This window comes from Rhizobium sp. NXC24, assembly GCF_002944315.1.
GTDB lineage: Bacteria > Pseudomonadota > Alphaproteobacteria > Rhizobiales > Rhizobiaceae > Rhizobium.
The window spans coordinates 2,887,939-2,911,229 of record NZ_CP024311.1 but is presented as its reverse complement, the minus strand read 5'-3'; the positions used below and the strand labels follow the sequence as shown (position 1 = coordinate 2,911,229).

The 23,291-nt window shown below is 56.8% G+C and carries 31 protein-coding genes and 1 tRNA gene; 21 read left to right on the top strand and 11 right to left on the bottom strand.

Annotation, left to right across the window (positions count from 1 at the left end):
* Positions 1–335 precede the first annotated feature (335 nt).
* The 4 genes from NXC24_RS14405 to NXC24_RS35485 form a co-directional block, all read right to left on the bottom strand.
* A complete protein-coding gene (locus tag NXC24_RS14405) occupies positions 336–857 on the bottom strand; it encodes an arsenate reductase ArsC (RefSeq protein WP_104823914.1) in 522 nt (173 codons plus the stop codon).
* Between the two features lie 178 nt (positions 858–1,035).
* Positions 1,036–1,449, bottom strand: a complete 414-nt coding sequence (locus NXC24_RS14400; protein ID WP_104823913.1) for a DoxX family protein — start codon at positions 1,447–1,449, stop codon at positions 1,036–1,038.
* Between the two features lie 177 nt (positions 1,450–1,626).
* Positions 1,627–2,421: a polysaccharide deacetylase family protein gene (locus NXC24_RS14395; protein WP_245463882.1), complete on the bottom strand. Its 795-nt coding sequence runs from the start codon at positions 2,419–2,421 to the stop codon at positions 1,627–1,629.
* A 147-nt stretch (positions 2,422–2,568) separates the two neighbouring features.
* The gene (locus tag NXC24_RS35485; RefSeq protein WP_199773482.1) at positions 2,569–2,730 is read right to left on the bottom strand and encodes a hypothetical protein; all 162 of its coding nucleotides are present in this window, start codon (positions 2,728–2,730) and stop codon (positions 2,569–2,571) included.
* 249 nt (positions 2,731–2,979) lie between these two features.
* On the opposite strand from NXC24_RS35485, the gene NXC24_RS14390 reads away from it, so the two are divergent.
* Positions 2,980–3,795 (top strand): DUF2971 domain-containing protein, encoded by an 816-nt coding sequence (locus tag NXC24_RS14390; RefSeq protein WP_158704487.1) that lies wholly within the window; start codon positions 2,980–2,982, stop codon positions 3,793–3,795.
* Positions 3,796–3,847: 52 nt separating this feature from the next.
* Here NXC24_RS14390 and NXC24_RS14385 read toward each other — a convergent pair whose 3' ends face one another.
* Positions 3,848–4,114 carry a hypothetical protein gene (locus NXC24_RS14385; protein WP_104823911.1) on the bottom strand — a complete coding sequence of 89 codons (267 nt, stop codon included), beginning with the start codon at positions 4,112–4,114 and terminating at the stop codon, positions 3,848–3,850.
* A gap of 936 nt (positions 4,115–5,050) precedes the next feature.
* Here NXC24_RS14385 and NXC24_RS14380 point away from each other — a divergent pair.
* Positions 5,051–6,316, top strand: a complete 1,266-nt coding sequence (locus NXC24_RS14380) for a site-specific integrase (RefSeq protein WP_104823910.1) — start codon at positions 5,051–5,053, stop codon at positions 6,314–6,316.
* Here the strand turns inward: NXC24_RS14380 and NXC24_RS14375 are convergent.
* Entirely contained in the window at positions 6,313–6,780 is a 468-nt protein-coding gene (locus NXC24_RS14375) for an Arc family DNA-binding protein (RefSeq protein WP_104823909.1), read from the bottom strand. The two genes, NXC24_RS14380 and NXC24_RS14375, sit on opposite strands and share 4 nt — an antisense overlap.
* A 122-nt stretch (positions 6,781–6,902) precedes the next feature.
* Here NXC24_RS14375 and NXC24_RS14370 point away from each other — a divergent pair, with 122 nt between their 5' ends.
* The 4 genes from NXC24_RS14370 to NXC24_RS35700 all read left to right on the top strand — a co-directional run bounded on the left by NXC24_RS14370 (position 6,903) and on the right by NXC24_RS35700 (position 8,824).
* On the top strand, positions 6,903–7,136 hold the full coding sequence (locus NXC24_RS14370; protein WP_104823908.1) for a hypothetical protein: 234 nt from the start codon (positions 6,903–6,905) through the stop codon (positions 7,134–7,136).
* Between the two features lie 190 nt (positions 7,137–7,326).
* The gene (locus tag NXC24_RS14365) at positions 7,327–7,710 is read left to right on the top strand and encodes a single-stranded DNA-binding protein (RefSeq protein ID WP_158704486.1); all 384 of its coding nucleotides are present in this window, start codon (positions 7,327–7,329) and stop codon (positions 7,708–7,710) included.
* A gap of 8 nt (positions 7,711–7,718) precedes the next feature.
* A complete protein-coding gene (locus NXC24_RS14360; RefSeq protein WP_104823906.1) occupies positions 7,719–8,558 on the top strand; it encodes a hypothetical protein in 840 nt (279 codons plus the stop codon).
* Positions 8,555–8,824 carry a DUF6074 family protein gene (locus NXC24_RS35700; RefSeq protein WP_104823905.1) on the top strand — a complete coding sequence of 90 codons (270 nt, stop codon included), beginning with the start codon at positions 8,555–8,557 and terminating at the stop codon, positions 8,822–8,824. The genes NXC24_RS14360 and NXC24_RS35700 overlap by 4 nt, the downstream gene beginning before the upstream one ends.
* Before the next feature lie 2 nt (positions 8,825–8,826).
* Here the strand turns inward: NXC24_RS35700 and NXC24_RS14350 are convergent, their stop codons facing one another.
* Complete coding sequence (locus tag NXC24_RS14350) at positions 8,827–9,081, bottom strand: DUF982 domain-containing protein (RefSeq protein WP_104823904.1); 255 nt, start codon at positions 9,079–9,081, stop codon at positions 8,827–8,829.
* A gap of 127 nt (positions 9,082–9,208) precedes the next feature.
* Here NXC24_RS14350 and NXC24_RS14345 point away from each other — a divergent pair, with 127 nt between their 5' ends.
* A complete protein-coding gene (locus NXC24_RS14345; protein WP_158704485.1) occupies positions 9,209–9,637 on the top strand; it encodes a hypothetical protein in 429 nt (142 codons plus the stop codon).
* A gap of 5 nt (positions 9,638–9,642) precedes the next feature.
* On the opposite strand, the gene NXC24_RS14340 is transcribed toward NXC24_RS14345, so the two are convergent.
* Complete coding sequence (locus tag NXC24_RS14340) at positions 9,643–10,365, bottom strand: hypothetical protein (protein ID WP_158704484.1); 723 nt, start codon at positions 10,363–10,365, stop codon at positions 9,643–9,645.
* A 74-nt stretch (positions 10,366–10,439) separates the two neighbouring features.
* Between NXC24_RS14340 and NXC24_RS14335 the strand changes: the two genes are divergently transcribed.
* The 3 genes from NXC24_RS14335 (at position 10,440) to NXC24_RS14325 (ending at position 11,915) form a co-directional block, all read left to right on the top strand.
* Positions 10,440–10,892, top strand: a complete 453-nt coding sequence (locus NXC24_RS14335) for a hypothetical protein (RefSeq protein ID WP_104823901.1) — start codon at positions 10,440–10,442, stop codon at positions 10,890–10,892.
* Positions 10,889–11,509: a DUF6362 family protein gene (locus NXC24_RS14330; RefSeq protein ID WP_104823900.1), complete on the top strand. Its 621-nt coding sequence runs from the start codon at positions 10,889–10,891 to the stop codon at positions 11,507–11,509. Before NXC24_RS14335 ends, NXC24_RS14330 begins: the two co-directional genes overlap by 4 nt.
* A 330-nt stretch (positions 11,510–11,839) precedes the next feature.
* A tRNA-Thr gene (locus NXC24_RS14325) sits at positions 11,840–11,915 on the top strand.
* Between the two features lie 152 nt (positions 11,916–12,067).
* Here the strand turns inward: NXC24_RS14325 and NXC24_RS14320 are convergent.
* The 3 genes from NXC24_RS14320 to NXC24_RS14310 form a co-directional block, all read right to left on the bottom strand.
* A complete protein-coding gene (locus NXC24_RS14320; RefSeq protein WP_104823899.1) occupies positions 12,068–12,292 on the bottom strand; it encodes a hypothetical protein in 225 nt (74 codons plus the stop codon).
* A gap of 379 nt (positions 12,293–12,671) precedes the next feature.
* Positions 12,672–13,349, bottom strand: coding sequence for a hypothetical protein (locus NXC24_RS14315; RefSeq protein ID WP_158704483.1), 678 nt, complete (start codon positions 13,347–13,349; stop codon positions 12,672–12,674).
* A gap of 111 nt (positions 13,350–13,460) precedes the next feature.
* Positions 13,461–13,676, bottom strand: coding sequence for a hypothetical protein (locus NXC24_RS14310; protein ID WP_104823897.1), 216 nt, complete (start codon positions 13,674–13,676; stop codon positions 13,461–13,463).
* Positions 13,677–13,800: 124 nt separating this feature from the next.
* On the opposite strand from NXC24_RS14310, the gene NXC24_RS14305 reads away from it, so the two are divergent.
* The 11 genes from NXC24_RS14305 to NXC24_RS14260 are packed head-to-tail and all read left to right on the top strand — an operon-like array spanning position 13,801 to position 23,280.
* Positions 13,801–14,274 (top strand): terminase small subunit protein, encoded by a 474-nt coding sequence (locus NXC24_RS14305; RefSeq protein WP_199773481.1) that lies wholly within the window; start codon positions 13,801–13,803, stop codon positions 14,272–14,274.
* Positions 14,255–15,712 carry a terminase family protein gene (locus tag NXC24_RS14300; RefSeq protein ID WP_104823896.1) on the top strand — a complete coding sequence of 486 codons (1,458 nt, stop codon included), beginning with the start codon at positions 14,255–14,257 and terminating at the stop codon, positions 15,710–15,712. Before NXC24_RS14305 ends, NXC24_RS14300 begins: the two co-directional genes overlap by 20 nt.
* Positions 15,712–17,820, top strand: a complete 2,109-nt coding sequence (locus NXC24_RS14295) for a hypothetical protein (protein WP_104823895.1) — start codon at positions 15,712–15,714, stop codon at positions 17,818–17,820. The genes NXC24_RS14300 and NXC24_RS14295 overlap by 1 nt, the downstream gene beginning before the upstream one ends.
* Positions 17,817–18,128, top strand: coding sequence for a hypothetical protein (locus NXC24_RS14290; protein ID WP_104823894.1), 312 nt, complete (start codon positions 17,817–17,819; stop codon positions 18,126–18,128). The genes NXC24_RS14295 and NXC24_RS14290 overlap by 4 nt, the downstream gene beginning before the upstream one ends.
* Before the next feature lie 35 nt (positions 18,129–18,163).
* Positions 18,164–19,243 carry a hypothetical protein gene (locus NXC24_RS14285; RefSeq protein WP_104823893.1) on the top strand — a complete coding sequence of 360 codons (1,080 nt, stop codon included), beginning with the start codon at positions 18,164–18,166 and terminating at the stop codon, positions 19,241–19,243.
* A gap of 17 nt (positions 19,244–19,260) precedes the next feature.
* Positions 19,261–20,235 (top strand): phage major capsid protein, encoded by a 975-nt coding sequence (locus NXC24_RS14280; protein ID WP_104823892.1) that lies wholly within the window; start codon positions 19,261–19,263, stop codon positions 20,233–20,235.
* A 24-nt stretch (positions 20,236–20,259) separates the two neighbouring features.
* Positions 20,260–21,048 (top strand): hypothetical protein, encoded by a 789-nt coding sequence (locus NXC24_RS14275; RefSeq protein ID WP_104823891.1) that lies wholly within the window; start codon positions 20,260–20,262, stop codon positions 21,046–21,048.
* Between the two features lies 1 nt (position 21,049).
* Positions 21,050–21,208 carry a hypothetical protein gene (locus NXC24_RS35480; protein ID WP_199773480.1) on the top strand — a complete coding sequence of 53 codons (159 nt, stop codon included), beginning with the start codon at positions 21,050–21,052 and terminating at the stop codon, positions 21,206–21,208.
* Between the two features lie 57 nt (positions 21,209–21,265).
* Positions 21,266–21,856 carry a hypothetical protein gene (locus NXC24_RS14270; RefSeq protein WP_104823890.1) on the top strand — a complete coding sequence of 197 codons (591 nt, stop codon included), beginning with the start codon at positions 21,266–21,268 and terminating at the stop codon, positions 21,854–21,856.
* 15 nt (positions 21,857–21,871) lie between these two features.
* Positions 21,872–22,639 (top strand): hypothetical protein, encoded by a 768-nt coding sequence (locus NXC24_RS14265; RefSeq protein WP_245463881.1) that lies wholly within the window; start codon positions 21,872–21,874, stop codon positions 22,637–22,639.
* On the top strand, positions 22,636–23,280 hold the full coding sequence (locus NXC24_RS14260; protein ID WP_104823889.1) for a hypothetical protein: 645 nt from the start codon (positions 22,636–22,638) through the stop codon (positions 23,278–23,280). The genes NXC24_RS14265 and NXC24_RS14260 overlap by 4 nt, the downstream gene beginning before the upstream one ends.
* Positions 23,281–23,291 lie beyond the last annotated feature (11 nt).

Here is a 23,291-nt window from a genome sequence, read left to right as displayed (position 1 = left end):
CCTGCTTTTCAATCAGTATGTCACCCATGCGTCAATCTGCGCGAGCAAACCGATTGCCGGTTTCATTGCTTCCAGACGAATTCTTTGCTCGTCGCTGACCCATGCCGCTGCCCGCTTCCGGAGCCGCGGCTCGCCGGTCTGCAATTGATCTATGTCAAGGGCACACATAAGTCTGCGATACATGTAACCTCCTGGTGCAGAGCCAAGCTCACCGGATTTTTCATGCCTCGGTTATGCAGGTTTGGAACGCGACAGCTTTGACCGAAGTCAAAGCCTTCGCTCGTCAACTACCCCGTCTGCGCAACGTGATCATGCGCAGCAAAATATCGTGCCGTTTAGGCCCGCAACGATGTCGAGCCTTCCATCTGGCCGATCTCCTGTAGATGCGCTGCCACCGCCAGCCGGTCGATCGTTGCAATCGGCAGGTTGACCAGAAGCATGATCCGATTTTTAAGGTAGCGAGCGGCCTGCGCAAAGGCGCGGCCTTTGTCCAATTCGGAGCCTTCCACCTTGGAGGGATCCTCGATGCCCCAATGCGCGGAAGCGGGATGGCCGGGCCATATCGGGCAGACTTCGCCTGCTGCGTCATCGCAGACGGTGATGATGAAATCCATGTGTGGCGCGCCCGGCCCGGCAAAGACATCCCAGCTCTTCGAACTGAAGCCGGAAGAGGGATAGCCCAAGGCTTCGAGTGTTTTTACGGCCCAAGGATTTATCTGGCCTTTGGGAAAGCTGCCGGCCGAAAAGGCTCGAAAGCGACCCTTGCCTTCAGTGTTCAAGATCGATTCAGCAAGGATTGAACGGGCCGAATTGCCCGTGCAAAGAAATAGAACATTATAGACGTGATCATTGCTCATTGCGCTTTCTCCCCCCAGGTCCCGAGTAAAGCAGATGATAGTCACAGCAGCCGATATGCGGATTTCCCGATGGTAGGCGGCGCCCCTCATTCAGGAAGCGCGCCAACCTTCGGAAGCATCGCGGCAACTATACACTATAAGGCGAGAGATGCGTCACTCTTGAAGAAAACGGTTGCGATCAGATGCCGGTCTCAGACCGCAATATGCCGACGCGAACGGCCAATTTTTCTCCGGGACCGTGAACTGCCGCAAAGAGCAGGCCGGCGAGAAAGGTGAAATGATCGATGAAGAAGCCAAATTCCGCTTGAGCGCCGGTCCAGCGGTTTGGCCCGTGGAAGCTGAAGGCAAGGAAGATGACGTAGATGCCGGCAAGCAGCGCGGCTTCGGAGAAGAAGGCTCCCGTCAGCAGGCAGATCGCCAGCGCACTTTCGAAGAAGGCGGCGATCCAGGCGAGGAACAGCGGCAGCGGAAAACCGGCCGATGCGATATAATCCGCCGTCGATTGCATGCCCGCGAATTTGAAGGCGGCCGCCATCACGAAGACGGCTCCGAAGATCAATCTGGCTAGGCAGATTGCGATTGTCTTGCCCATGTCTATATCCTCCGTTGTTCGACTCTTCGGCGATCCATATTACGGTATCGCCGATCTCATCCCAGGACGGAAGACAGGCCGTGTTTCCGACACGCTGCGGGAAATGTTTTTGCGTTGGCGGTTGGATCGCGTGATCCGAACATCTCATGATGCCCGGTTGGCGTTGCGTAACCAAAATTACTTTGACGATGAACGGATGAAGGTTCCGGTATAGGGGTTCGGGTCATATTGCTTTATGTCGCCAAACGTGTAGCCCCTTTGCTTCAATTGCCGGATGAGGGCTCTAAGCTTTTCCTTGCCGTCGAACCGATCCTGAAACATCTCATCATGCATCAAGAGGATCATCTCATTGCGTTTCATGAACCGGCCATAGGCGAAGAGGTGATCGATTTCGCTGAGCAGGAGATCGACGGATTGCACAGGTTTTCCGTCTCCCGAATGCGCCCATTCGAAGTCCCAGCCATAGATCAGGAATTTCATTGCGGCCACATAGTCATAATCGACCACCTCGCGCTCGTAGCGGGCGGGATCCATTGAAAGATCGTCCTTGGAATAGTCGATCAGGCGAAAGACATCGCGTCCGGGCAGGCGGGCATAGACCCAGGGCGTCAGGCCAAGCACGGTATTGGCCTTGAGCATATCCGCGACGACGGCGTCGGTGTTGGAATAATAGTCTCTATAGTGATTGTTGGCGTGGCTGTAGCTGTGGTTTCCAACTGTGACCAAAGGCAGGGTCTTGGCGCGCATCAGCAGCGCCCTTTGTTCGGCGCTGGATTCGACATGAAGCCCGACCATGAACATCGCCGCCGGAACCTGCTCTTCGGCGAGGACATCCAGAACATTCGCCGTCCCCGACAATGGCCCGTCATCGAAGGTCAGATAGACAACCCGCCCGGCCGCATCGGCCGACAAGGGGCTACAAAGCAAGGCGAGCGCGGACAGCATCGTGCGAAGGTAATTCCCAATGGACATGGATAGCGCCCCTCGTTTCCCGGCTCGTTATCGCATGTCTACGGCGGCAGTTCCATTGGGACTGCTTTATCGTCTCCTCATCGGGGGAGGCGCCGGCACGAAGATGTCGAAGTTCGAACCGGCGAAGCTGATGGATGCGGGGTCCAGTTACGACTTCCGATTGGCTGAAGCTGGATGAGGAGCGATCGCCTGCGCGGCGTCCATGCTGTTGAAGAGTTCCTGAACGAGCTGCGTTATCCGCTCCGGGGGTGTCCCCTTGGCGCGTTCTTCTTCGATCCGGCGTCTGACGAGCATTTCCAAATTCGACATATCTATCATCTCCGTTATCCGGCGCGACAGAAGTGTCATCCTCAACGGGCGGAGAGGCAAGTTACGGTTTGTTCATGGATGTTGGGGGATTACGCTTGCCACGCTGGCCGGCCCACCAAGCGGCCTGAACGTGATATCGGAATGCGCCACGTTCAAGAGAAACGTCGCCGCCAGTGCTATTCTCAACTCTGGATATACCACTGTGAAGAAGCCAGCCAACCGCCGGCATTTCGAGGACGAGGACAAGAGATGAAGCTGTATCACTACACGACGTTTCCTGGTGCTCTTGGGATACTCGGGTCGAGGTCGATGTGGGCGTCCTGCATTCATTTTCTGAACGACAAGGAAGAGTTCCGGCACGGAATTATCCTTGCTTCAGGGATTGCGGAAAGCCTGATCGAGACGCAAGGACCAAATGGAAAGCGATTGCTGGAGAAGATTATTCAAATCCTTCCAGCACTTGCGCGAAACTTCGTCTGCGTTGCCTCCTTTGCCGAGGATGGCGACTTGCTTAGCCAATGGAGGGGATATGCCGTGCCGGGTGGCGTTTCCCTGGGCTTTCAAAAGTCCGCACTGGAAGCAGCGGCGGAACTGCACGGCTTCAAGCTCCTGAAATGCATTTACGGCGATCGTGACAAAGTCGATCTCATCACTGACTACCTGAACATGTTCCTGCAGAACATCGAGACCCTCGAAAACGCAGAGAGTAAAGACATTTGGAACCTTGCCGAGGGCTGGGTCGCGGCTTTCCATGTCTATGCCTCAAGCTTCAAAGATCAGAGCTTCGCGGAGGAGAATGAATGGCGGCTGATCTCAGATCCCATCCCGATAGACCATTCTCAGGTCGCCGTCCGGCCGGGACCTGGCCTTCCCATCCCCTATTTCGATCTCCCGCTGCAGCAAGCGACTGTCGATCGGCAAATCGACCTGGGTTTGGACTCAATTGTGATCGGGCCTCATCGCGAACAGGAATTGGCGGAGAATGCCCTTCGTATCGCTGCCGCAACCAAAAATATCCGCGTCGAGAAATTCACGCGTTCGGCTATTCCATATCGGAGTGTTTAGGTGGGGCGTGAGAAACCTATCCACCATTTCGCTGTGCCAAAGTTAGCGCCGATCATCGCAACGCGTCGATCACCTTCGCTTCTGGTTTGGCAGTGCAGGCTTTGTCGAGAGTATCCCCGAACTTGCTTTCTTTGAGCGCGCCAAGCTTTGGGTCGCTTCTCGTGGCATCGTACAAAGCCGAGATTATATCGAGCATGCCCTGGCGGCTGCTCGAATTATACTCTTTGCAGGTCACAGTGGCTGGGTCGACAGTAGCCGCGCGAAGGGGCGACAGCGCGAGCGTGACGAAGACGAACGATAATGCAAGGATGCGAACCATCTGCCTCTCCATCGTAAGGTGACCGATCCAGGCGACAAACGCTACCCTACCAGATTTCGCGGCAGATGTCCGTGGGGGCTAACCGACATATCCGCGAGATTATGCAGGCACCCGAGCGTTGCGAGCCACCGCCGTCCGCCTCGCTTTCTGCTGCAGATCGACCTGCCAGGACCCATGTCCATCACACGGAAATCCGAATAGCCTCTAGTTTTCACTCGATACGAAATCGAATAACATCTCCGTCTATTACAGATGGTCAAAGAGCATAAGGGATGTCTATGCAGCCGATCCACAACGGGCTCACGAGGGCAGTTGCCCTGGGCATTCTGATTATTTTTCCCGCTGTTTTCTTTGTTTCCTGCTCGACGGTCGGCGGAACCGGCGGCTCATCTCGTCCGGTAACCGCGAGCAAATCGGCAGATCCCGCCAACGCCAAAGACAAAGCGGCCGAACGTCGGCGATGGGAAGAGAGAGTCCAAAGAGATAATCAGCTAGATCCAAGCGGGTCAACACCCGGTTCCTATGGCTCTTTCGGTCCTCGTCTCAGTTGGTGAGTGATGGATTTTCAAATTGCTCTGTTCATGTCCGAACCCGATTGAACGGATTTTCATTCAACAATGAGCGGCTACTGGTACCGTGGCGGATAGATTTCGAGCAGCACGGGCGAAGAACCGTAAGCTGACTACTACCGAAAATATTGCAGATGAATCAATACGTTAGAAATGGCGCACCCGACAGGATTCGAACCTGTGACCTTTGGAATCGGAATGCAGAGCTAAGTCACTTTCCCACGCTTCCTGTTGTTTACTCAAATTCGATTATGTGATCAATATCAGCCGGTAAGCGTTTTCTGCGATTACAACGGTTGCGATCGAATTTACCCCAATTTGCTTCCTGCCGCTTCCTATATGCTTCCTGTAAAACCTGGGTGCGAGCATGACGAAACTTACTAAGCGCGTTATCGACAGCTTGGACGCGCGCGAGAAAGACTATTTCGAGTGGGATGACGAATTGTCCGGCTTCGGCGTGCGCGTATGGCCGACCGGCAAAAAGACCTACGTCGCCCAATACAGAGTCGGGAAGCAAACGAAGCGTTTCAAGGTCGGTTCCCATGGTGCCTTAACGGTTGAGGAAGCCCGGAAACAGGCCAAGATTGTGCTTGGCGACGTAGCCCGCGGGGAGGATCCTCAGCTCGATCGAGCCACGCGGAGGAAATCACTCACCATCAAAGAGTTGTGCGAGACGTATTTTGCCGCCGCTGACAAAGGGCTCATCTTTGGCAAGCGAGGCCAACCGAAGAAGGCCTCCACGCTGTACGTCGACAAGGGCAGGGCGAACCGGCACATCACGCCGTTACTTGGCGCCAAGCTCGTCCAAGATGTTACCACTGCCGACGTTGTGAAGATGATGAGGGATGTAACCGTTGGCAAAACGGCAATGACTGAGAAGACGGGCAAGCTCCGGGGGCGGTCGATCGTCGAGGGAGGGGCGGGCACCGCATCACAGGCGGTAACGCTCTTGAGCGCTATCCTGACCTATGCGGTATCCGAAGGCATCATCCAGCATAACCCGGCGCGAGGCATCAAGAAGCCGGCTGTTGGCAAGCGTACGCGCCGACTCGATGCAAAAGAGTATCGGGCGCTGGGCAACGCACTGGAAGCTGCCGATACCGAAATCTGGCAGGGTGTCGTCGGAATTAAGCTTTTCTTGCTCACGGGCTTTCGTCTAAGCGAGATCGCCGGTCTGAAGTGGGCCGAGGTTGATGAAGGGGGAAACTGCTTCCGCCTCGGCGATTCGAAAGAGGGCGCATCAGTCCGGCCGATTGGAAAACCTGTCTTTGAGTTGCTCGCGACTGTCAGCAAGCAAGGAGACAACCCACATGTTCTGCCAGGACCTCGCAGCGAAGGCGGTTTTTATAGCTCGCTCGACGAAGCAATCGAACGCCTCACCAAGAAGGCCGGCTTGGCCGGTGTGACATCGCACACGCTGCGCCACTCCTACGCCAGTGTGGCCGGCGATCTCGGCTTCACCGAAATAACGATTGCGGCCCTTCTGGGTCATTCGGCCGGCAATGTCACGCAACGCTATGTGCATCATCTCGACAGTGTGTTGATAGCCGCAGCCAACAAGGTTTCGGGCGAGGTGCACCGTATGATGACCGGGCAAACTGCCAAGGTCCTCAAGATGCCGCGCCGGGCCTAATCCTTTTTTTTCTCTGAGGGATGATCCTCGGCGAAGGGGTCATCGCCGCTATATGATGGCCAGTTTTCATCATCGAACGGGCTTTCGTGCTTGTCGCGCCAGTTATCAAGCTCCAATTCCCGCCAATATGTCAGCCGGTCATAGACCATTCGTGAAAAACGCTGATCTGTTGGAATTTTATCCGAGGCGATCTTATCTACCGTTTCTTCGATTTCAGCGATTAGTGCTTCGACGCCTTCATAAGGGTCCTTCGAGTCCTTCAGCATCGACACTAAATTCGCTAGATCGTGAAGCCGCTCTTCCAGCGTCACGGGGGCCGGAAATTCCCTTTCAAGGACCCATACGATTGCCTCGTTCATAGACATTCCTGCGCGATCTGCCTTCGCCTTAATTCGCTCGCGCATCCCATCAGGAAGTCGAACGATGAATTTGTCCTGATCTTTTACTAGCTGCTTTTTTGCCACTTCAGTCCCCGTTCAGAAGATATGGCACTTATGCCATATATTTTTCTTGACTTAACCACCATTATCTCGATTATGCCATGTATGGCACAAATGCCATATGGAAAATCGGGAAATGGTTAACGATGAATAGTTCTGAAAAACCCAGACTAAGACGATCTGAGGTGCCGGGATATCTCCTCGAAAAGCACGGCATCCCTATCGCCCTAGCTACCTTGAACAAGATGGCCACTACTGGCGGCGGCCCGGCGATGCGCTATGCAGGCCGCATTCCGCTCTATGATCTCGATGATCTTGATCGATGGGCAATAGATCGCCTATCTCAGCCGGTTACATCAACGTCGGGCAGGGCAGCATGACGGCCGCCTCCGAAAATTTATCAACCCCATCAAACATAACCCGCGCCGCCCAATGGCTCGCCGATCGTAAAGGTGACCAGTTCGGCGCCGTAATCCCCGTCCTCAAGCAGCGTTTCGGTCTGACGAGCGTCCAGGCTGCAGAGGCCTGCACGTTGGCGAAGTCCTTCAAGATATGCCGGAGGGCTTTCTCATGATGCACGCCGCCGCATATGGCCGCTTGGGCCAAGATCCCCGCTCGATCTCCACCCAATCAGGAAAGCCGATGGCAGCCGCCTCCATGGCTGTTGCCGTTGGCGAACAGGATGCTCCGCCGCTGTGGATCAGCATCCTTGCGTTCGGTCGTGTCGCCGAAGACCTCCTTCGCCTTCAGAAGGGCGACATGGTCAGCGCATCGGGACGCGTCCAACGCAGCACATGGACCACGAACGATGGCGAGAAGCGCGAGCAGCTTCAGATCGTTGCTGATTCCCTCGTCTCCAGCCGCACAGTCCGTCCTAATGGTGGCGGTCGCAAGCAGTCGGATCGTCCTCGTCAGGAACAGCTTCCTGAACTCAATGACCAGATTCCGTTCTGAGGTATCGCTTGAAACAGGTTCTCAAATCAAACCGCGATGGCTCCGAGCAGATACTGATCGGGAAAGTCATCTGGAAGGAAAAGCCGGCGCGCAAGCGTGATCGGCGGGTGGAGTGGAAATTCTCAATCGAAGTGATGCGGCTGCGGGAAATCGAAAGAGTGATCCGTCATCGCCACAACCGTGGAATACCGGACCCCGCTGGGACAGATGACTACGATAGTTGTGTCGCATACATCTATGCGGTCGCGACGACACCTAGATCTCAGTCGGTCGTCGATTGGTGCAAAACGTGGGCACCATGGATCTCCGACGATGAACTACTCGATCTCGTCTGCACTGTGGGCCGGCGGAAGTACATGCTCGGTGCAGAGGCCACCGCCAAGCTGCTGCATGTCACGATGAAGGAACGCAATGCGCTTGGCCTAAAAACCATTGGTGCCTGCGATCTGTCATCAGAAGACCGAAAGGCAGTAGCAAAAGAGCTTAAGCGCGAACGGGATAGAAGCCGGCAGGAGCGCAAACGGCGTGAACAGGGCATGCTAAATCGCTCATCCCAGGAGGCAACCACGCTGGCAGCTACAAAGCCTTGGGAAGCCGAGGGGATATCCCGGCGTACCTGGTTTTACCGCCAGAAGCGACCTTGCACCGAAGTGTCGCGAGTAGAAGTACATACGAATGGCGACACTCCAGTGCAAACAATCATCGCTTCGGTGCCGAACCCTCAGATGAAGATAGGCCAAAGCCGCGCAGCGGGTTTGGTTGCGGGTCTGGGGGATCATCCCCCAGCGGGGTTCCAAGGGGCAGGGCCCCATGGGAGTGGCGAGAAAATGGAAGGGGAAGCGGCATGACGGCTGAGATTATCCCATTCCCAATCGACCGAAATATCTACTTCGTTCGCGAGACCGCGCGAGTGCTTGAGCGCAGGCACGGCGAGGCGGCTGACCGATTTTGGAAACTGACTTGTAGGCGGCTTTACGCCCGACTGCAGGTTCAGGGACACGCGGACGCAGCTATCAGAAAGGAAATCGAAGCTTTCTCCGACGCTGTGCAGATGGAAATGCAGCGTGCCGCCTATGCGGCTCGGGAAGCCAACACCCCGAAAGGCGCGGCATGACCTCACTCTTTGAAAACGAAAATACCCGCTTCCCGCGCCGCGGTGATGAAAGCTTCACGAGCCTGGTCAGTCGTTGCTCTGCCTTCGTGGGCGTCGATAAGGACCTGAGCTGCAACGGTATAGGATTTGGCCTCGACGTCGCCCGGCCATTCATTCAGCAGGAATTCAGCGGCTCGTTCGGTGCTGTTGATTGTGATGAACCGCCCGACGTGAGCGGTTTCGATCGTGACCGGATGATCCCACCATTGGCGTGGCATGACAGTGATCCTTCGAAATCAAAACCGGCGATCATGAGGTTTGTTCCGGGGAGGGAAATCCGATGATCATCCTCGAAATATTCTGGCTTCGGATTCGGCTGTCGCTCCGCACATGGAGGGTTCGGCTGTGACCCAGATCCTCAACGTCACGAGAAACGATGGCGGTCAGTACGAGGTTACCGATCAGCGCGGCAATGTCGTCGAAGGACCGTTTGAGACCAACGCCGCGGCCTGGAAGGCGCTTGATCGGCTCGATACCCAAGCCGCCGACATTCCCGATCGTCGCCGCAGCAATAAGCGCGTGTTGTGGGGCAAGCCGGATAAGGCCCCGAAGCAGAGCAAGAAGGGAAGGAAGCGAGCGGCAAAGCAGGAAAAGCAGATGAAGCGCAATGCCGCGAAGGCGGTGGGCTGGGTCCGCAATATTGCCGCGGTTAAGTTTGATCCCGCTGGCAATCGCGCCTATCGCGATCATCGGCTTGGCACGTTCGGCGCAGCGTCCGAAGTCAAGCGCATCGATCCAGCGGCGTATCTTGCCGAGAAGGGCGGAAAGCTATGAAAGCGTCAGCCACCGGCGCGGTCCTGATCAATGTCTTTCAATGCGAGTTTAGCGGCGACGCGCATACTTTCTTCGAAAGATACCAGCACATTATAGCTGTCTTTGTAGGAATCGACGATCTCATCGGCTGTGACCGATGGTTCGCTCTCCGCCAAATTTTCTTCTACGAACCGCAGATGCCTGCTCAATTCTCTGCGGATTTCACCGGCATCTACCTGATCACCGCTTTCCAAAGGAAACCAAGACTCAAACAGGTCAATTGCTGGGTCATTGACGAGTTCTATGAAGTGCTCAAGCATATACCTAAGGTCCCTGGCCTGCTCCAACAACTTGCTTTCAGGATTGGGAACCAAAAGCTCATTCGCGGGATCCAAATTCTTCTCTATCCGGCCGCAAATCCGGAGGACGCTGCGACAAGCCGCAAGTTGCCGCCGTCTTTCGCTTTCCGCCAGTCGAAAGGTTGCATGTTCTGCCATCCGCACTTGCTTAGCCAAATAAAGGATGCTGGGGATGCCCACTACGAGACCCGCCCAGCCACTGAGAGCGCCCAGCCACTCTCTCAGGCAATGTTCCTCTGGTCGCGCCCACGGAAGCCAAGTCTGCGCGGAACCCCCGCAAACGTTATCGAACTGGCCTTCCCATATTACGCCAAGAAAGATCAGTCCCAAGATCGCATAGGCCGCATACCAACCCAGCCAATACGTCCAGTTTTTGTCGTCCGGTGTCATGTAGGCGCCCCACCACATTTCTCTGGCAATATAGGCGAGGCATCGAATGGGCTGCAACCGCTAAGGAGCGCGGCTTGACCTCTCTCCAGCGGCGGCCATGTGACATCTACAAAGTAGCGCGCCAGTGCGGCGTGAAGCTCTTTGACGGCCATTTGCACAGCCCCACCAGCCGAAAGCCATACGAGTGCTATTGCAAACCCACGGTTCGCGAGATCGGTAGGGAGTATGGTGAGGATCATCTGCGGCTCGTCTTCATGCTGATGACCGGCACGCCGACGAATGCTCGGGAACTCTACAGCGACATGCTCAAGGCCGTTTCCTCCATCCTCGTGCAGCACCCATCGCTGGTGAAGTCGCCTACGCTGGTCGGTGACTTCAACACCATCGATCTTGGCAGCCTGCGCCAGAAGGCCAGGGCGATGAACTGCGGAATACCGACATCCCATGTTCTCCGCGTGTTGATCGGCGTGAAATTCTTTCAGCCCGTGCAGGGCGATCTTTTGGACATGATAGGAGACGCGGCGTGAACTTTGTCGACTGGACAGCGAAAGCGGTTGAGGCGCGGATTTTGGAGATGGCGGATACGCTCCGCATATCGCCATCAGTACGCGGTCCGAAGATGTTCGGAAACGCCATGCCTGAGTCCGTCAGGCGCTATGACGAGTCTTATGGCGTGCAGCCTGCCCGATACAGGGAAAACGCGTCTGCGGCCTCCCTCGGGCGAATGGAGCAGGTATGGAACTGGATCAATGCGCTTCCGAGTGAGGCAGACCGCAAGCTAATCTACGCCTGGAGCTGGGTTAAAGTCAGGAGGGGCATGACGATCTCCGCCTTTGCAGTAGAAAATGACCTGAACGACCGAACTTTGCGACGCCAAATTGATCGGATTTGTCAGCGTATTGCTGATAATCTCAACCGTATTATGCTGGTTCGGCTTAACAATGCGGATTGCCTGCTGTCCGAAAATCAGCCAGATATCGCTTCACAAACGGTAACGTCCGAGATTTGCGTCACACACTGGCGAGCATCGGACGCTAAGCCGCAAATTGACCCTGCACTGGCGAAATCCAGAGTAATCAAACCCCGAGACATTCGGGCGCGGCATTCAGCTCAGAACCGCAGTCTTGGTGTGCGCAGCCGATAACCGCCGCAAAGCTGACTTGCGCAGACGGCAGGCGGCATAGAGATCGCGCAAGCGCTGGAACACCTCAGATCAGGTAATAGCCTGTAGGCCGGAAACGGCAATCATGAGCCAGGGGCGCGAAACAGATCGGGAAGCTCATGGCGATATGTCATGAGGAATTCAGTGGTAGGAGTTGATCGTCCCGCCCCCCCCCGAAAGGGAGATAGCCACGCCGGACGCTGTTACCGGCCTTCTCGATACCAATTCCTCTCACGAGGATAAGAGCAGCGACGATCCACGAATTGACGTGGTATCCCCGGGGGAGCGAAGGCCGTCCTGACCTGAATATTCGCCAGCATAGCTCAGTAGGTAGAGCGCCGTCTTTGTAATTCGGATGCCCGGGGTTCGAATCCTCGTGCTGGCTCCATAAAGCGCTCCGGCGCCCAGACGGTAGCCTTCGGGCCGGTCAAGCAAGATGCCGCGCTGGTGCACACAGCGGCATAACCGTGGCGAGCGATATCGCTGGAGCCGTCAATCATTCGCAGCCCGATCGGCTTAACTGCTGGTCGGGCTTTTGTCCTAAGCTCGCCCTGATGAGGCGACAGAAGCATTGGTCGTCAGGAGCCGTACGACCTCCGCAGCCAGCTCTGTCACATCGTAGACAATCGCGGCACCATGGTTGCCAGTTGCAGTCGTCACTATTTGCGTACGGTCAGGAAGCGCTACCAGCGATACCACCTGGTTCGGGTTTACAAAAACAGGCATTGCAGCCTGTCCAATCAGAGTCAATTGCACGAAGCTCATCTCATTCCTCCCGCATGAAAAGCGATCTTCGCGCTTTAAAACGCAAGAGATTGAATAGAGTTCAGCAGGCATTCGAAAGCAAGCCGCACCGCAGCCGGCAACACTGGTAGGCAGGAAGAGCAGCGGCCTCTGTGACCTCGCGGGGAGGACAGGACGGCGGATAGTCATTCGTGAAGATCGGGGTTCGAGCCTGGTCGTTCCGTCCTGAAGAGAAGCACCGGGAGCGCTATACCCGGAGAGGCGTGAAAGTCGTCTCGTAGCCCTGATCGGGAAGAGCGCGAATAAGGGTTCCAAGTAGCGCCGCCCAGAGAGAAACCCTGAAAGACCCACAGGCGCAAGCCAGTTGAAGATCTTAGGGGTGGAGGAATGGAGGTGAAATTTAAAATGGAGGAGGCTTCTCGCCCACGAGAATCCAAGTGTCCCCACCCTGATAGGCAACAGTTTGTATCTGGATATTCGCTGCCCTTAGGCCAGTAGTCAGGGGAGACGGATCGGGTGAATTCACAGAAACGCCATATGGCTTCGGAACGATCATTCCTGCTCCGTCCGGAATGACTTGTACATTGGCTCGTGCGAGAGCATTGGCAATGTCTTGTGCAAAGGCAAGCGATTCTGCGTCGCTGGTATATTTAAGAACTACACGTTGGAGCTTTCCGTTCACCGCCGCTGTCAAATTATCTGACTCTTCTGGTGAAAGGTGCCTTGATGAAAGAGCGGCTTGAAGCTGGAGCCGGCTTGCTCTCTCGGCCTCCAACCTTTCTTGTAACTTGATGGCTTCTAGCTTTAGTTGATCACTTGAATTTCTGAGTTGTTCGGTTTTCTCATTGGCTTTCGCTTGGAAGCGCGCCAATTCACGGTCTTTGTCGGCCGATATCTCGTTTGACGAACGCCACATGAAAAAGCTGGCAAGGAGAGCAATACCCGCAAAAGAGATGGAACAGATCGTAGCGATCAAATAGATTCGGTTGGACCAATCGTTTATGGCATCCCATGAAAATCCGAACATTCCTCCCCCTTGGTTGTTTTGGGGGGCTGTTATGTGGCTGCTTTTTGTCATCATCGCCCTCCCGATCGCGCTTACATTGCTTTTCTTGATTTTAACGTGATGTGCAGCATTCGACTATGAACTGAACATGGGCAGCGAGAGATGCACTTGCCCATGTTCTCGTTATTTGGCCTGATACCATCCATCACGGACGGTAGTAATGCATTCTCCATAAGTTTTGAGAATGTAATCCTTATCTGCCGGAGCCCATCCGGTTGAAAGATCTCCCATCGATGCGTAGGTTGCTTTCTTTTCGACCTCCGCAATCATTTTGAATAGCTTGAAAGCAACTTCCTCCGGTGAATTCTCACCGATGTGAACAACTGATTTATCCGACATTGCTAGCTCCTTTCTGAGTTGCAGAAGCAGCAGACGACTGTCGCCTCTGAGTCGCAAGCCAGCGGTCAAGTTATCCCCGTTATCCTCTTATTCCACGCAGCCGCTCAGACCGGCGAGGTAATCAATGACAGGCAGACCATCAGACTTTACGCAGGCAATAGCCGACACGATCTGTGAACGGCTTTCGGGAGGTGAAAGCCTCAAGTCGATCTGCCTTGCAGAGGATATGCCTCATAGGGCGACTGTGTTCAGATGGCTTGGTGTACACGACAGCTTTCGCGACATGTACGCGCGCGCTCGCGAAGCTCAGGCGGATGCCCTCTTTGATGAGATCCTGGACATCGCGAACACACCGGTGACTGGCGAGAAAACCAAGCTCGATGCGGATGGCAAAGTGGTCGAGATCAGCAAGGCCGACATGATCGAGCATCGCCGGCTTCAGATCGACGCCAGGAAATGGGTTGCTGCAAAGCTCCGTCCGAAAGTTTACGGCGACAAGCTCGACGTCGATTTGACGGGCGCCCTTGATTTCGTCGTCAGCGCCAAGCCTGTGACCGAGGAGCAATGGCTCAAAGAGCATGGTGGATCTGACACGTAGGGTCGTCTGGGCACCGCAGGAAGGTCCGCAGAAGGCACTCGTTGATTGTCCGTTCCGTGAAATCTTCTTCGGAGGAGCCCGAGGCGGCGGCAAGACTGATGGCGTTCTGGGGAAATATGCCATCAAGGCAGCGATGTATGGTTCGGCCTTCAATGCGCTGTTCTGCCGGCGTGAACTGCCGATGCTTGATGACGCGATCGAGCGCAGCAAGGAGATTTACGGCAAGATCGGCGCCGGATGGAACGACCAGAAGAAGACATGGACGTTTCCAGGCGGTGGCCGCCTTCGCTTCAGACCATTGGAGCGGGTGCAGGACGCCGACAAATATCAGGGCCAGAACGTCAGCGACGCATGCGTGGAAGAGGCGGGGCTTTATCCGGACTCCAAGCCTATCGATCGGCTGTTCGCTGTTCTGCGCTCTGCCAAGGGTGTCCCGACGCAATTGATCCTCACTGGCAATCCTGGCGGCGCTGGCCAGCACTGGATCAAGCAGCGGTACATCGACCCCGCGCCAATGGGAATGAAGTCGCTGGTCAGGCAATTGCCGAATGGCAAGCAGCATCGTTTCGTCTTCATCCCGAGCCGGATCGAAGACAATAAGCTGCTGATGCAGAACGACCCGGATTATGTGAACAACCTCTATCTGGTCGGGTCCGATCAGCTCGTGAAAGCGTGGCTGTCCGGTGACTGGAATGCCATCGAGGGCGCATTCTTCGATTGCTGGGATACTGCCAAGCACATCATTCGGCCGTTTGCGATTCCGTCCGATTGGACGCGTTTCCGCTCAATGGATTGGGGCTCTGCTCGTCCGTTCTCTGTAGGATGGTGGGCAATCGCCTCCGATGATCACCAGACTGAAAACGGTATCATCCCGCGTGGTGCGATCGTCCGTTATCGCGAGTGGTACGGCTGCAAGGTGGGCGAGACGAACGTCGGCTTAAAGCTCACGGCCGAAGAGGTGGGTCGTGGCATTCAGGAGCGCGACGGCAGAGACAAGATTGCATACGGCGTGCTCGACCCTGCGGCTTTCGCCGAAGATGGCGGTCCGTCCATTGCCGAGCGCATGGCGCGTGCCACCGGCTATAAGGTCCATTTCAAACCGGCCGATAATGCTCGCGTCTCTCAGCGTGGCGCCATGGGTGGCTGGGATCAGATGCGGGCACGCATGAAGGGTGATGGCGAACGGCCAGGAATGTTCGTGTTCTCAACCTGCAAGGACTTCATCCGCACCGTGCCGTTGTTGCAGCACGATCCGGACCGCCCTGAGGACTTGGACACCAACGCTGAGGATCACGTTGCCGACGAGGCGCGCTACGGCTGCATGTCGCGTCCTTACGTGAGGCCGAAGGAAGAACAGCCGCAAAAGGTGAAGACGATCCACAACATGACCTTCAACGACCTTCTGGAATCCACTCCGTCCCGCAGCGAGAGAGTTTGATGACAGCATACGACGCGACGGAAGAGCAGGATGCGCAGAGCTTCGACCTGAACAAGGTCGGCGCGCATTGGCAGCAGGAGCTTGAGCGAGCCAAGCGTTATTTCCAGAAATGGCGCGACCGCTGCGAGAAGATCGAGAAGATCTATCTTCAACAGCAGAATGATAGCGGTAGCCAGGCCAAGCGCAATTTCCCGATGCTGTGGGCGAACATCTCGGTTCTCCAGCCGGCAGTCTATGCCAGGGTGCCGCAGCCGGCCGTGGAGCGTCGGTTCAAGGACTCCGATCCGGTCGCGCGGTCGGGTTCTGAGATAGTCGAGCGCAATCTGTCCTGCCTGATGGAGTTCGCCGATATCGACGCCACGATGCGCGAGTCACGAGACGACTTCCTGCTCTGTGGTCGTGGAACGGCATGGCTGCGCTATGAAGCGGATATCGAGGCAGAGGATCTTGGCGTCGAGCCATCAGAAACGGCAGCCTACGAGGCCCAGGAAGCGCAACAGCTCCAGCCGTTGGAGCGCATCACCGATGAGCGCGTCTGCATCGACTATGTGCATTGGTCCGACTTCCTGCATTCGCCGGCCAGGCGCTGGAAGGATGTGACATGGGTAGCCCGTCGCGTTCCGATGACGGACGAGGAGTTGAAAGAGCGATTTGGCGAAGAGGCCGTCGCACGCATCGCCAGCCAGGGAATCGGGTCGGATCAAGGCAAGACCGATACTGACCGCGCCCAGAATGAAGGCAAGACCTATGTCTGGGAGATCTGGTGCAAGACCGAGAATTACACCGTCTGGATTGCCGAGGGATCGCCGACCGCGCTGGAGGTATCTGAGCCGCCGCTCGATCTTGAAGGCTTCTGGCCTTGCCCTCGGCCGGCCTATGGAACGCTCTCGACGGGCTCGCTAATCCCTGTGCCGGACTATGTGTACTATCAGGGCCAATGCGAAGAAATCGACATCCTGACGAAGCGCATCAACAAGCTTTCCGATCAGTTGCGGTTGAAGATCTTCTATCCTTCGGGGGATGGTTCGGTGTCGCCGGCGATCGAAAAGGCTATGCGGCCCGAAAACGACACTGTGATGGTGCCGATCCCTGAATGGGCTGCGTTCACCGATAAAGGCGGTTCGAACGCAATTGTCACGTTGCCGATCGACGAAGTGCAGAAGGTGATCACCGCCTGCATCGAGAACCGCAAGCAGTTGATAGAGGATGTCTATCAAATCACCGGCATTTCGGACATCGTGCGCGGTGACACGCAGGCATCTGAGACTGCGACGGCACAGCGCATCAAAAGCCAATGGGGATCGATCCGCATCCGTGATCGTCAGGGCGAACTTGCCCGTTTCGCCCGTGACATCGTTCGTATCGCTGGTGAGATCGTCTGCAATCAGTTCCAGCCTGAAACGCTGATGATGATGAGCGGTATTCAGCTTCCGACGATGCAACAGAAGCAGGCCGTTCAGTTGCAAGCCCAGCAGGCGCAGCAGCAATATCAGGCCGTTGCATCTCGTGCGCAGCAAATGGGTCAGCAGCCGCCGCCACCGCCTCAGCCGCCGCAGGGCATGGATCAGATGATGCAGCAGCCGACGATTGACGAGGTTGTCCAGTTGCTTCGCAATGACAGTGTGCGGGGCTTCAGGATCGATATCGAGACAGATTCCACCATCGAGCCCGACGAGGACGCCGAAAAGCAGCGCCGCATGGAATTCGTGCAGATGATCGGCGGCTTCATCCAGCAAGCCGGCCCGGTTGCCCAGACCCAGCCTCTCCTCGTGCCGGTAATGGTCGAGACCCTCCTCTTTGCCGCCCGCGGCTTCAGGGCAGGGCGCCAGCTCGAAAGCACACTTGAACAAACTGGTGCTCAGCTTTCACAGCAGGCGACGACTCCGAAGCCGCCACCGCCGCCGTCGCCGGATGAGCAGATCAAGCTGCAGACGACCCGGGTCAAAGCCCAGGCCGAGCAGCAGAAAGCGCAAATGGGCGTTGCCCAAGCCGAAGCAGAGCATCGCATGGGCATGGAACGGATGCGCGGTGAGGCGGCGCTGAACGTCATGCAGCATCAGCAGAAGATGCAGCAGGCGGCGGCCCAGCCAGTGAGGACCGTACAATGAAACAGCGTTATTGCCGCGTCTGCGGTGGCTGGCACGAACTGGACCGCTGGCCCCATAATTGCCTCCCCGAGCGCAATCTCGCAGCGTCCGATCTGCCTGCCCCGCATTTCGTCAGCGACACCATCGAAATCCAATCGATGCATGACGGGAAATTCTACACCTCGAAGTCAAAGCTCCGGGGTGAATATCGCGCCCATGGCGTGGAAGAGATCGGCAACGAGAAGCCCCAGCCGATCGAGAAACCGAAAGCGGACCGCAAGGGCATCCGTAAGGCTCTGAAAGAAGCCTATCAGCAGCATACCGCCTGAACGGGCATCAATCCCCGAAAAAGGACCAATCGAACATGGAAGATCTGAATAACGAGGCCCAAACGGGCAGCGAAGACGTTGTCGTATCCGAAAAGCCGGTCAGTATCCGCGACAGCCTCGTTGCTGCGATGAAGGAAGCTCCGGCTGACACGACGGAACAGAAGCCGGACAGCCGGAGCCGTGATGAAGCGGGGCGATTTGCTGCAAAGCAGGTAGAACAGAAGACTACGGCCGCCGCCACCCAGCAGCCCGTACAGCAGCAGGCAGCCCCTCAGGCCTCGCAGCCTGAAGCAACCGCTGCAACGCAGCCAGTGGCTCAGCCTGTGGCGCAGCCAATCCACAAAGCTCCTCCCGGCTGGTCAGCAGATGCCAAGGCCGCATTCGACACGCTGCCGGAAAATGTAAAGGTCGCGATCAGCAACAGAGAGCAAGAAGTCGATAAGGGCTTTAAGGTTCTCCAAGACTACAAGGGCCTCGAAGAATTCACCCCGCTCATCAAGCAGGGCAACACCACCCATGCCGAAGTCATGCGCAAGGCGCTCGATTACGAGAAGTTCCTGCAGCGCGATCCGATCGGCACCGTTTTCCACGTCGCACAGATCGGCGGCGTCAATATTCGGGCGCTGGCCCAGGCAATCGTTGAGGGGAAAATCAACCTTCCCGCTCAACAGCCTGCACCGCAGCCCCAACGCCAACAGCCGCAGCCTCAACCCATCAACGTTGAAGCGACGGTCGAAGAAGTTCTCCGGAAACGTGACACGCAAAATCAAGTCGATGCGTTCCTTTCCGACAAGGCCAACACGCATGCAGAAGCAGTTCTTGACGATATGGTCGCCCTCATCAGCGCGGGTCGAGCAGGATCGCTCAAGGATGCCTACGACATGGCATGTTGGATGCGTCCTGACATCCGCCAGCAGTTGATCAATCAGACTGCGGCGCCGGTTCAGGACGAGCAAGCAAGGCGAGCCGCTGCGGCAGATCAAGCCCGCAGGGCCTCCAAATCCATCACCGGCTCTTCCGCCCCCGGCCCGAGTGCGAACGCCGGCGCCGGAAAGCCATCCTCAATTCGCGACACGCTCAAAGAGGCCATGGCAGCCCAGGGCGGTCGCGTCTGATCACAGGGTAAAACCACATGACAATTTCTCCGAACCTTTCGGAAATCGTCACCACGACTCTGCGCAATCGCAGCGGCGTGATTGCTGACGATGTGACGAAGAACAACGGGCTTTTGTCCCGTCTCAATAGCCGCGGCCGCAAGAAGCCCATTTCCGGCGGCCGCACCATCGTTCAGGAACTGCAGTACCAGGAAAACAGCACATTCAAGCGCTATTCCGGCTATGACCTCCTGAACGTCCAGCCCTCCGACGTCATCACTGCGGCGGAATACGACTATAAGCAGGCCGCTGTTGCGGTTTCCATCTCCGGTCTGGAGCAGCTCCAGAATTCCGGCGAAGACGCAGTTCTCGACCTGCTGGAAGGCCGTATTGAGAATGCGGAAATCACGCTGAAGAACAATATCGCGCTCGATTGCTATTCCGATGGCACGGCCGATGGTGGGCGCCAGATTGGAGGCCTTCAGCTTCTCATTTCGACGGCTCCGACCTCGGGCACCATTGGCGGCATCAACCGCGCCACATGGGCCTTCTGGCGTAACCAGAAGTTCTCTGCGACCTCGGATGGCGGCGGCGCTGCGTCGACCTCCAACATCCAGTCCTACATGAACCGGCTCTACCTGTCGTGCTCGCGCGGACCGGATCAACCGGACCTCATCATCGCCGACAACAACTATTTCCGGCTTTATTGGGAATCGTTGCAGGCGATCCAGCGCATCACCTCATCGGACAAGGGCATGGCGGGTTTCAACACCCTGCAATACATGGGCTCCGACGTCGTGTTTGACGGTGGCTTCGGCGGCGGTGCGCCTTCGAACCAGATGTACATGCTGAACACCAAGTACCTGTTCTACCGGCCGCATCGCGACCGCGACATGTCGCCGATTGGCGATGATCGCATGAACCCCAACCAGGATGCGCTTGTTCGTCTCTGGGGTTGGGCCGGCAACATGACGATGAACAACGCCTTCCTCCAGGGCGTCTTGTTCGCCTAAGCCGAAACAGAAAGGATCAACCACATGTCTGTTGCAACGTCTCAGACCGAGCGTTTCGGCGCGAACCCGTTCGTTGTCGAAGGCCCGATCGTCGCTGGCTCCGGAATTCCTGGGCCGAATTTCTCCCTCGGCTCCGTTTCCTGGGGGCCGAGTGAAGCGGAATGGGTTTATTGCAAACTCACGCTCGCTTCCACGACCACGATGCAGCCCGGTCAGTGGCTTCAGTGGGACAAGGATTACAATGCATCCTTGCTCACCACCACCGCTGCCGTCGTCGGCAATCGTTGTGGCGTATTTTCCGGAGCTGCACAGCCGCCGACCATCTCCGGCGGTCCTGTGGGCACCATCACGCTTGCCGCAGGTGTTTATTACATCTGGGTCCAACGCTCCGGCCAGGCACCGGCACTCACCAGCGGCACGGTTACGGCGAACATCGTCGTTGCCGAAACTACAGCGACCGCCGGCATGCTTGCCGTACCTGCATCGCCGACCGCGACCACGAAGCAGATCACGCCTGTATCGTTCGCCGCTGCGAACTTCACGTTCACGGCGACCGATACCAGCGGCTCCCCCACACTGACTGCTCTTTCGGGCGTAAGCACGGGTTCTGGTCCGTTCATCGGCGCCACGGTCTCCGGTACCGGCATTCCTGCTTCCACGACCATCACCGGGATCACTTACAGCCCATCCGGTGCGATCCAGAGCATCACCATGTCGGCTAACGCCACGTCGAGCAATGCCGGCATTACGGTGACGGCGACCAACGTAACCGAAGTCGGCCTGCAGTGGCCGTATATCGCCAAGGTCAACTAAGATGGCCCTGCGTGATGATCTCACTGAAAAGATCACGGCTGCTCGCGAGGCTGGCCGTGACGTGCCGTTGGTGATCGAAGAGCTTCTGCTTTTCGTCGCCGACGCGATCGATCCTCCCAAGGACGAACCAGCGCCTCCCGAGGCGGAAGCTCAGCAATAATTTGGGGCTCTTCGGAGCCCTTTCCTTTCCCCGCCATCAACAGCGAGAGCAAATCCCATGGCCGAATCAACCGGTATTTATGCAGCATTCAGTCTCGAGCCCGTCGAGCAGTCTTTCAAGTCGCAGCAAGCGGGCCGCCCGATCTTCGAGGATCGTGAATTCGTTCGCATCGTCATTGCAGGCGACAAAAACACCGAAGTCTATCGCGAAGCCACGGAAGCCGACAAAGAGCGGTTTCATGAGCCCTATGCGCGCTTTAAGCGTGGTCTTGGCGAACGTGAGCAGATCGTCGGCACTCCCCTTGCTCAATGGCCGCTTCTGAAGCCCAGCCAGATCAAGGAATTCGAGGCGGTCAACATCTACACCGTCGAGCAGATGGCGGCGCTTTCTGACACGATGAAGCAGAACATCGGCATGGGCGCACATGAGCTGGTTGCCGCGGCAAAAGCATTCCTCGAAAGCGCCAAGGACAGCTCGGTAGCCTCAGCGCTTGCCGCTGAAAACGAACGCCTGCGCTCGGATATGGAAGTGCTTCGCGAACAACTGAAGGTCCTCGCCGATCGCCTGGAAGACAGCGAACGCGGCGAGATTCGCCGCAGTCCGGGGCGGCCGCCGAAGGCTTCCCGCGAGACCACCCTTGAACTCTAAAACCGAGATCCGCGCATGAGTTTGCTGACTATTATCCAGAACGTATGCGCGGAACTCTCGCTTGCCATTCCGGGCCTCGTAATGGGGTCGCCGGACCCGATGACCACACAATTGCGGATTCTATGCCAGAGGGCAGGGGACGATCTGGCCCGAGATCATGACTGGTCGATCCTCCTCATTCAGCGAACATTTACCGCGACGGGCGCAATGCCCGAACCGGCCGAGCCGCCTGCAGATTGGGAACGCTTCACCGACAATTCTGTAATCTGGAACAATTCACGGCTATGGCAGCTCAACGGTCCCGTGGATCCGTGGACTTGGCAGCGGAATCTCATCATCAACAGCAATCCGGTTCCGCAGTTGTGGCGCATGATCGGCGGCAAGCTCGCGATCTACCCCAATGTTTCCGGCGAGACGATGAGTTACGAGTACATCTCGAAAAACTGGATCGCAGTGAGCGGCGGCCCGAGCACGGCGGCAACGTGGGCAAACGACAACGACACGGCGCTCATTCCGGAGCGCTTGGTGGAGCTTTCGCTCATGTGGCGCTGGAAGCGCGCCAAGGGGCTCGATTACGCCCAGGAGATGGACAACTTCGAGCGGTCCAAGGAATCCGAGGTGGGCTCCGATCGTGCCGCGTCCGCCGTTTCGCTCTCGCTCCCGAACCGCGGCGATATGCCAGACAATTTCTTCGGCGGGTATGTCGGTGGCGGCATTCCCGATAATGCGCTTGCCGGCGACGCCGATAATGGCGTGGTGATCCTGACGGGGGATGTTTCGTGACGCAGGTCAACAACATCAATACACTGACGTCCGATACCCTGGTTGCGGTCATTGGGTTCAATACGTTCGGGAAAGCTCATTCTTCCCCTCTGACCTCGTTCGCTCTCGCGGCGAACAATCTGAGCGATCTAGCCGACAAGCCCACGGCGCGAGGCAACCTCGGACTTGGGACGGCAGCCACCCAGAATACCGGCACATCTGGAGCAACTGTCCCGCTGCTGAATGGGGCAAACACTTGGTCTGCAGCTCAGACAATTCAGGCCGGCCCCGGTCTTGCGATTGATGGAACAGCGGCGCAGACGCGACAGCTTAGGTTCTCCACATCACTATCATTTCGCTGGATCGCCGGCGTAACGGCCGGGACCGAATCCGGAAGCAACGTTAGCTCTGATTTTTTTCTCAATCGCTATGCCGATGACGGAGTTACGCTTCTTGGCACAGCCATATTGATAACTCGTTCAACCGGAGTCGTTGCCTTTTCGGCGGCTCCAAAATTGCCTTCCTTCACGGTGGCTACCGCTCCATCAGCCGCAGCAAATCCGCAAGGCGTCATCTATGTTTCCAATGGCACTTCGAACAAGCGCTTCGCGATCTCGGACGGCACCAATTGGCGCTTCCCAGACGGCGCAATCATTTCATAATCGAAAAGGTC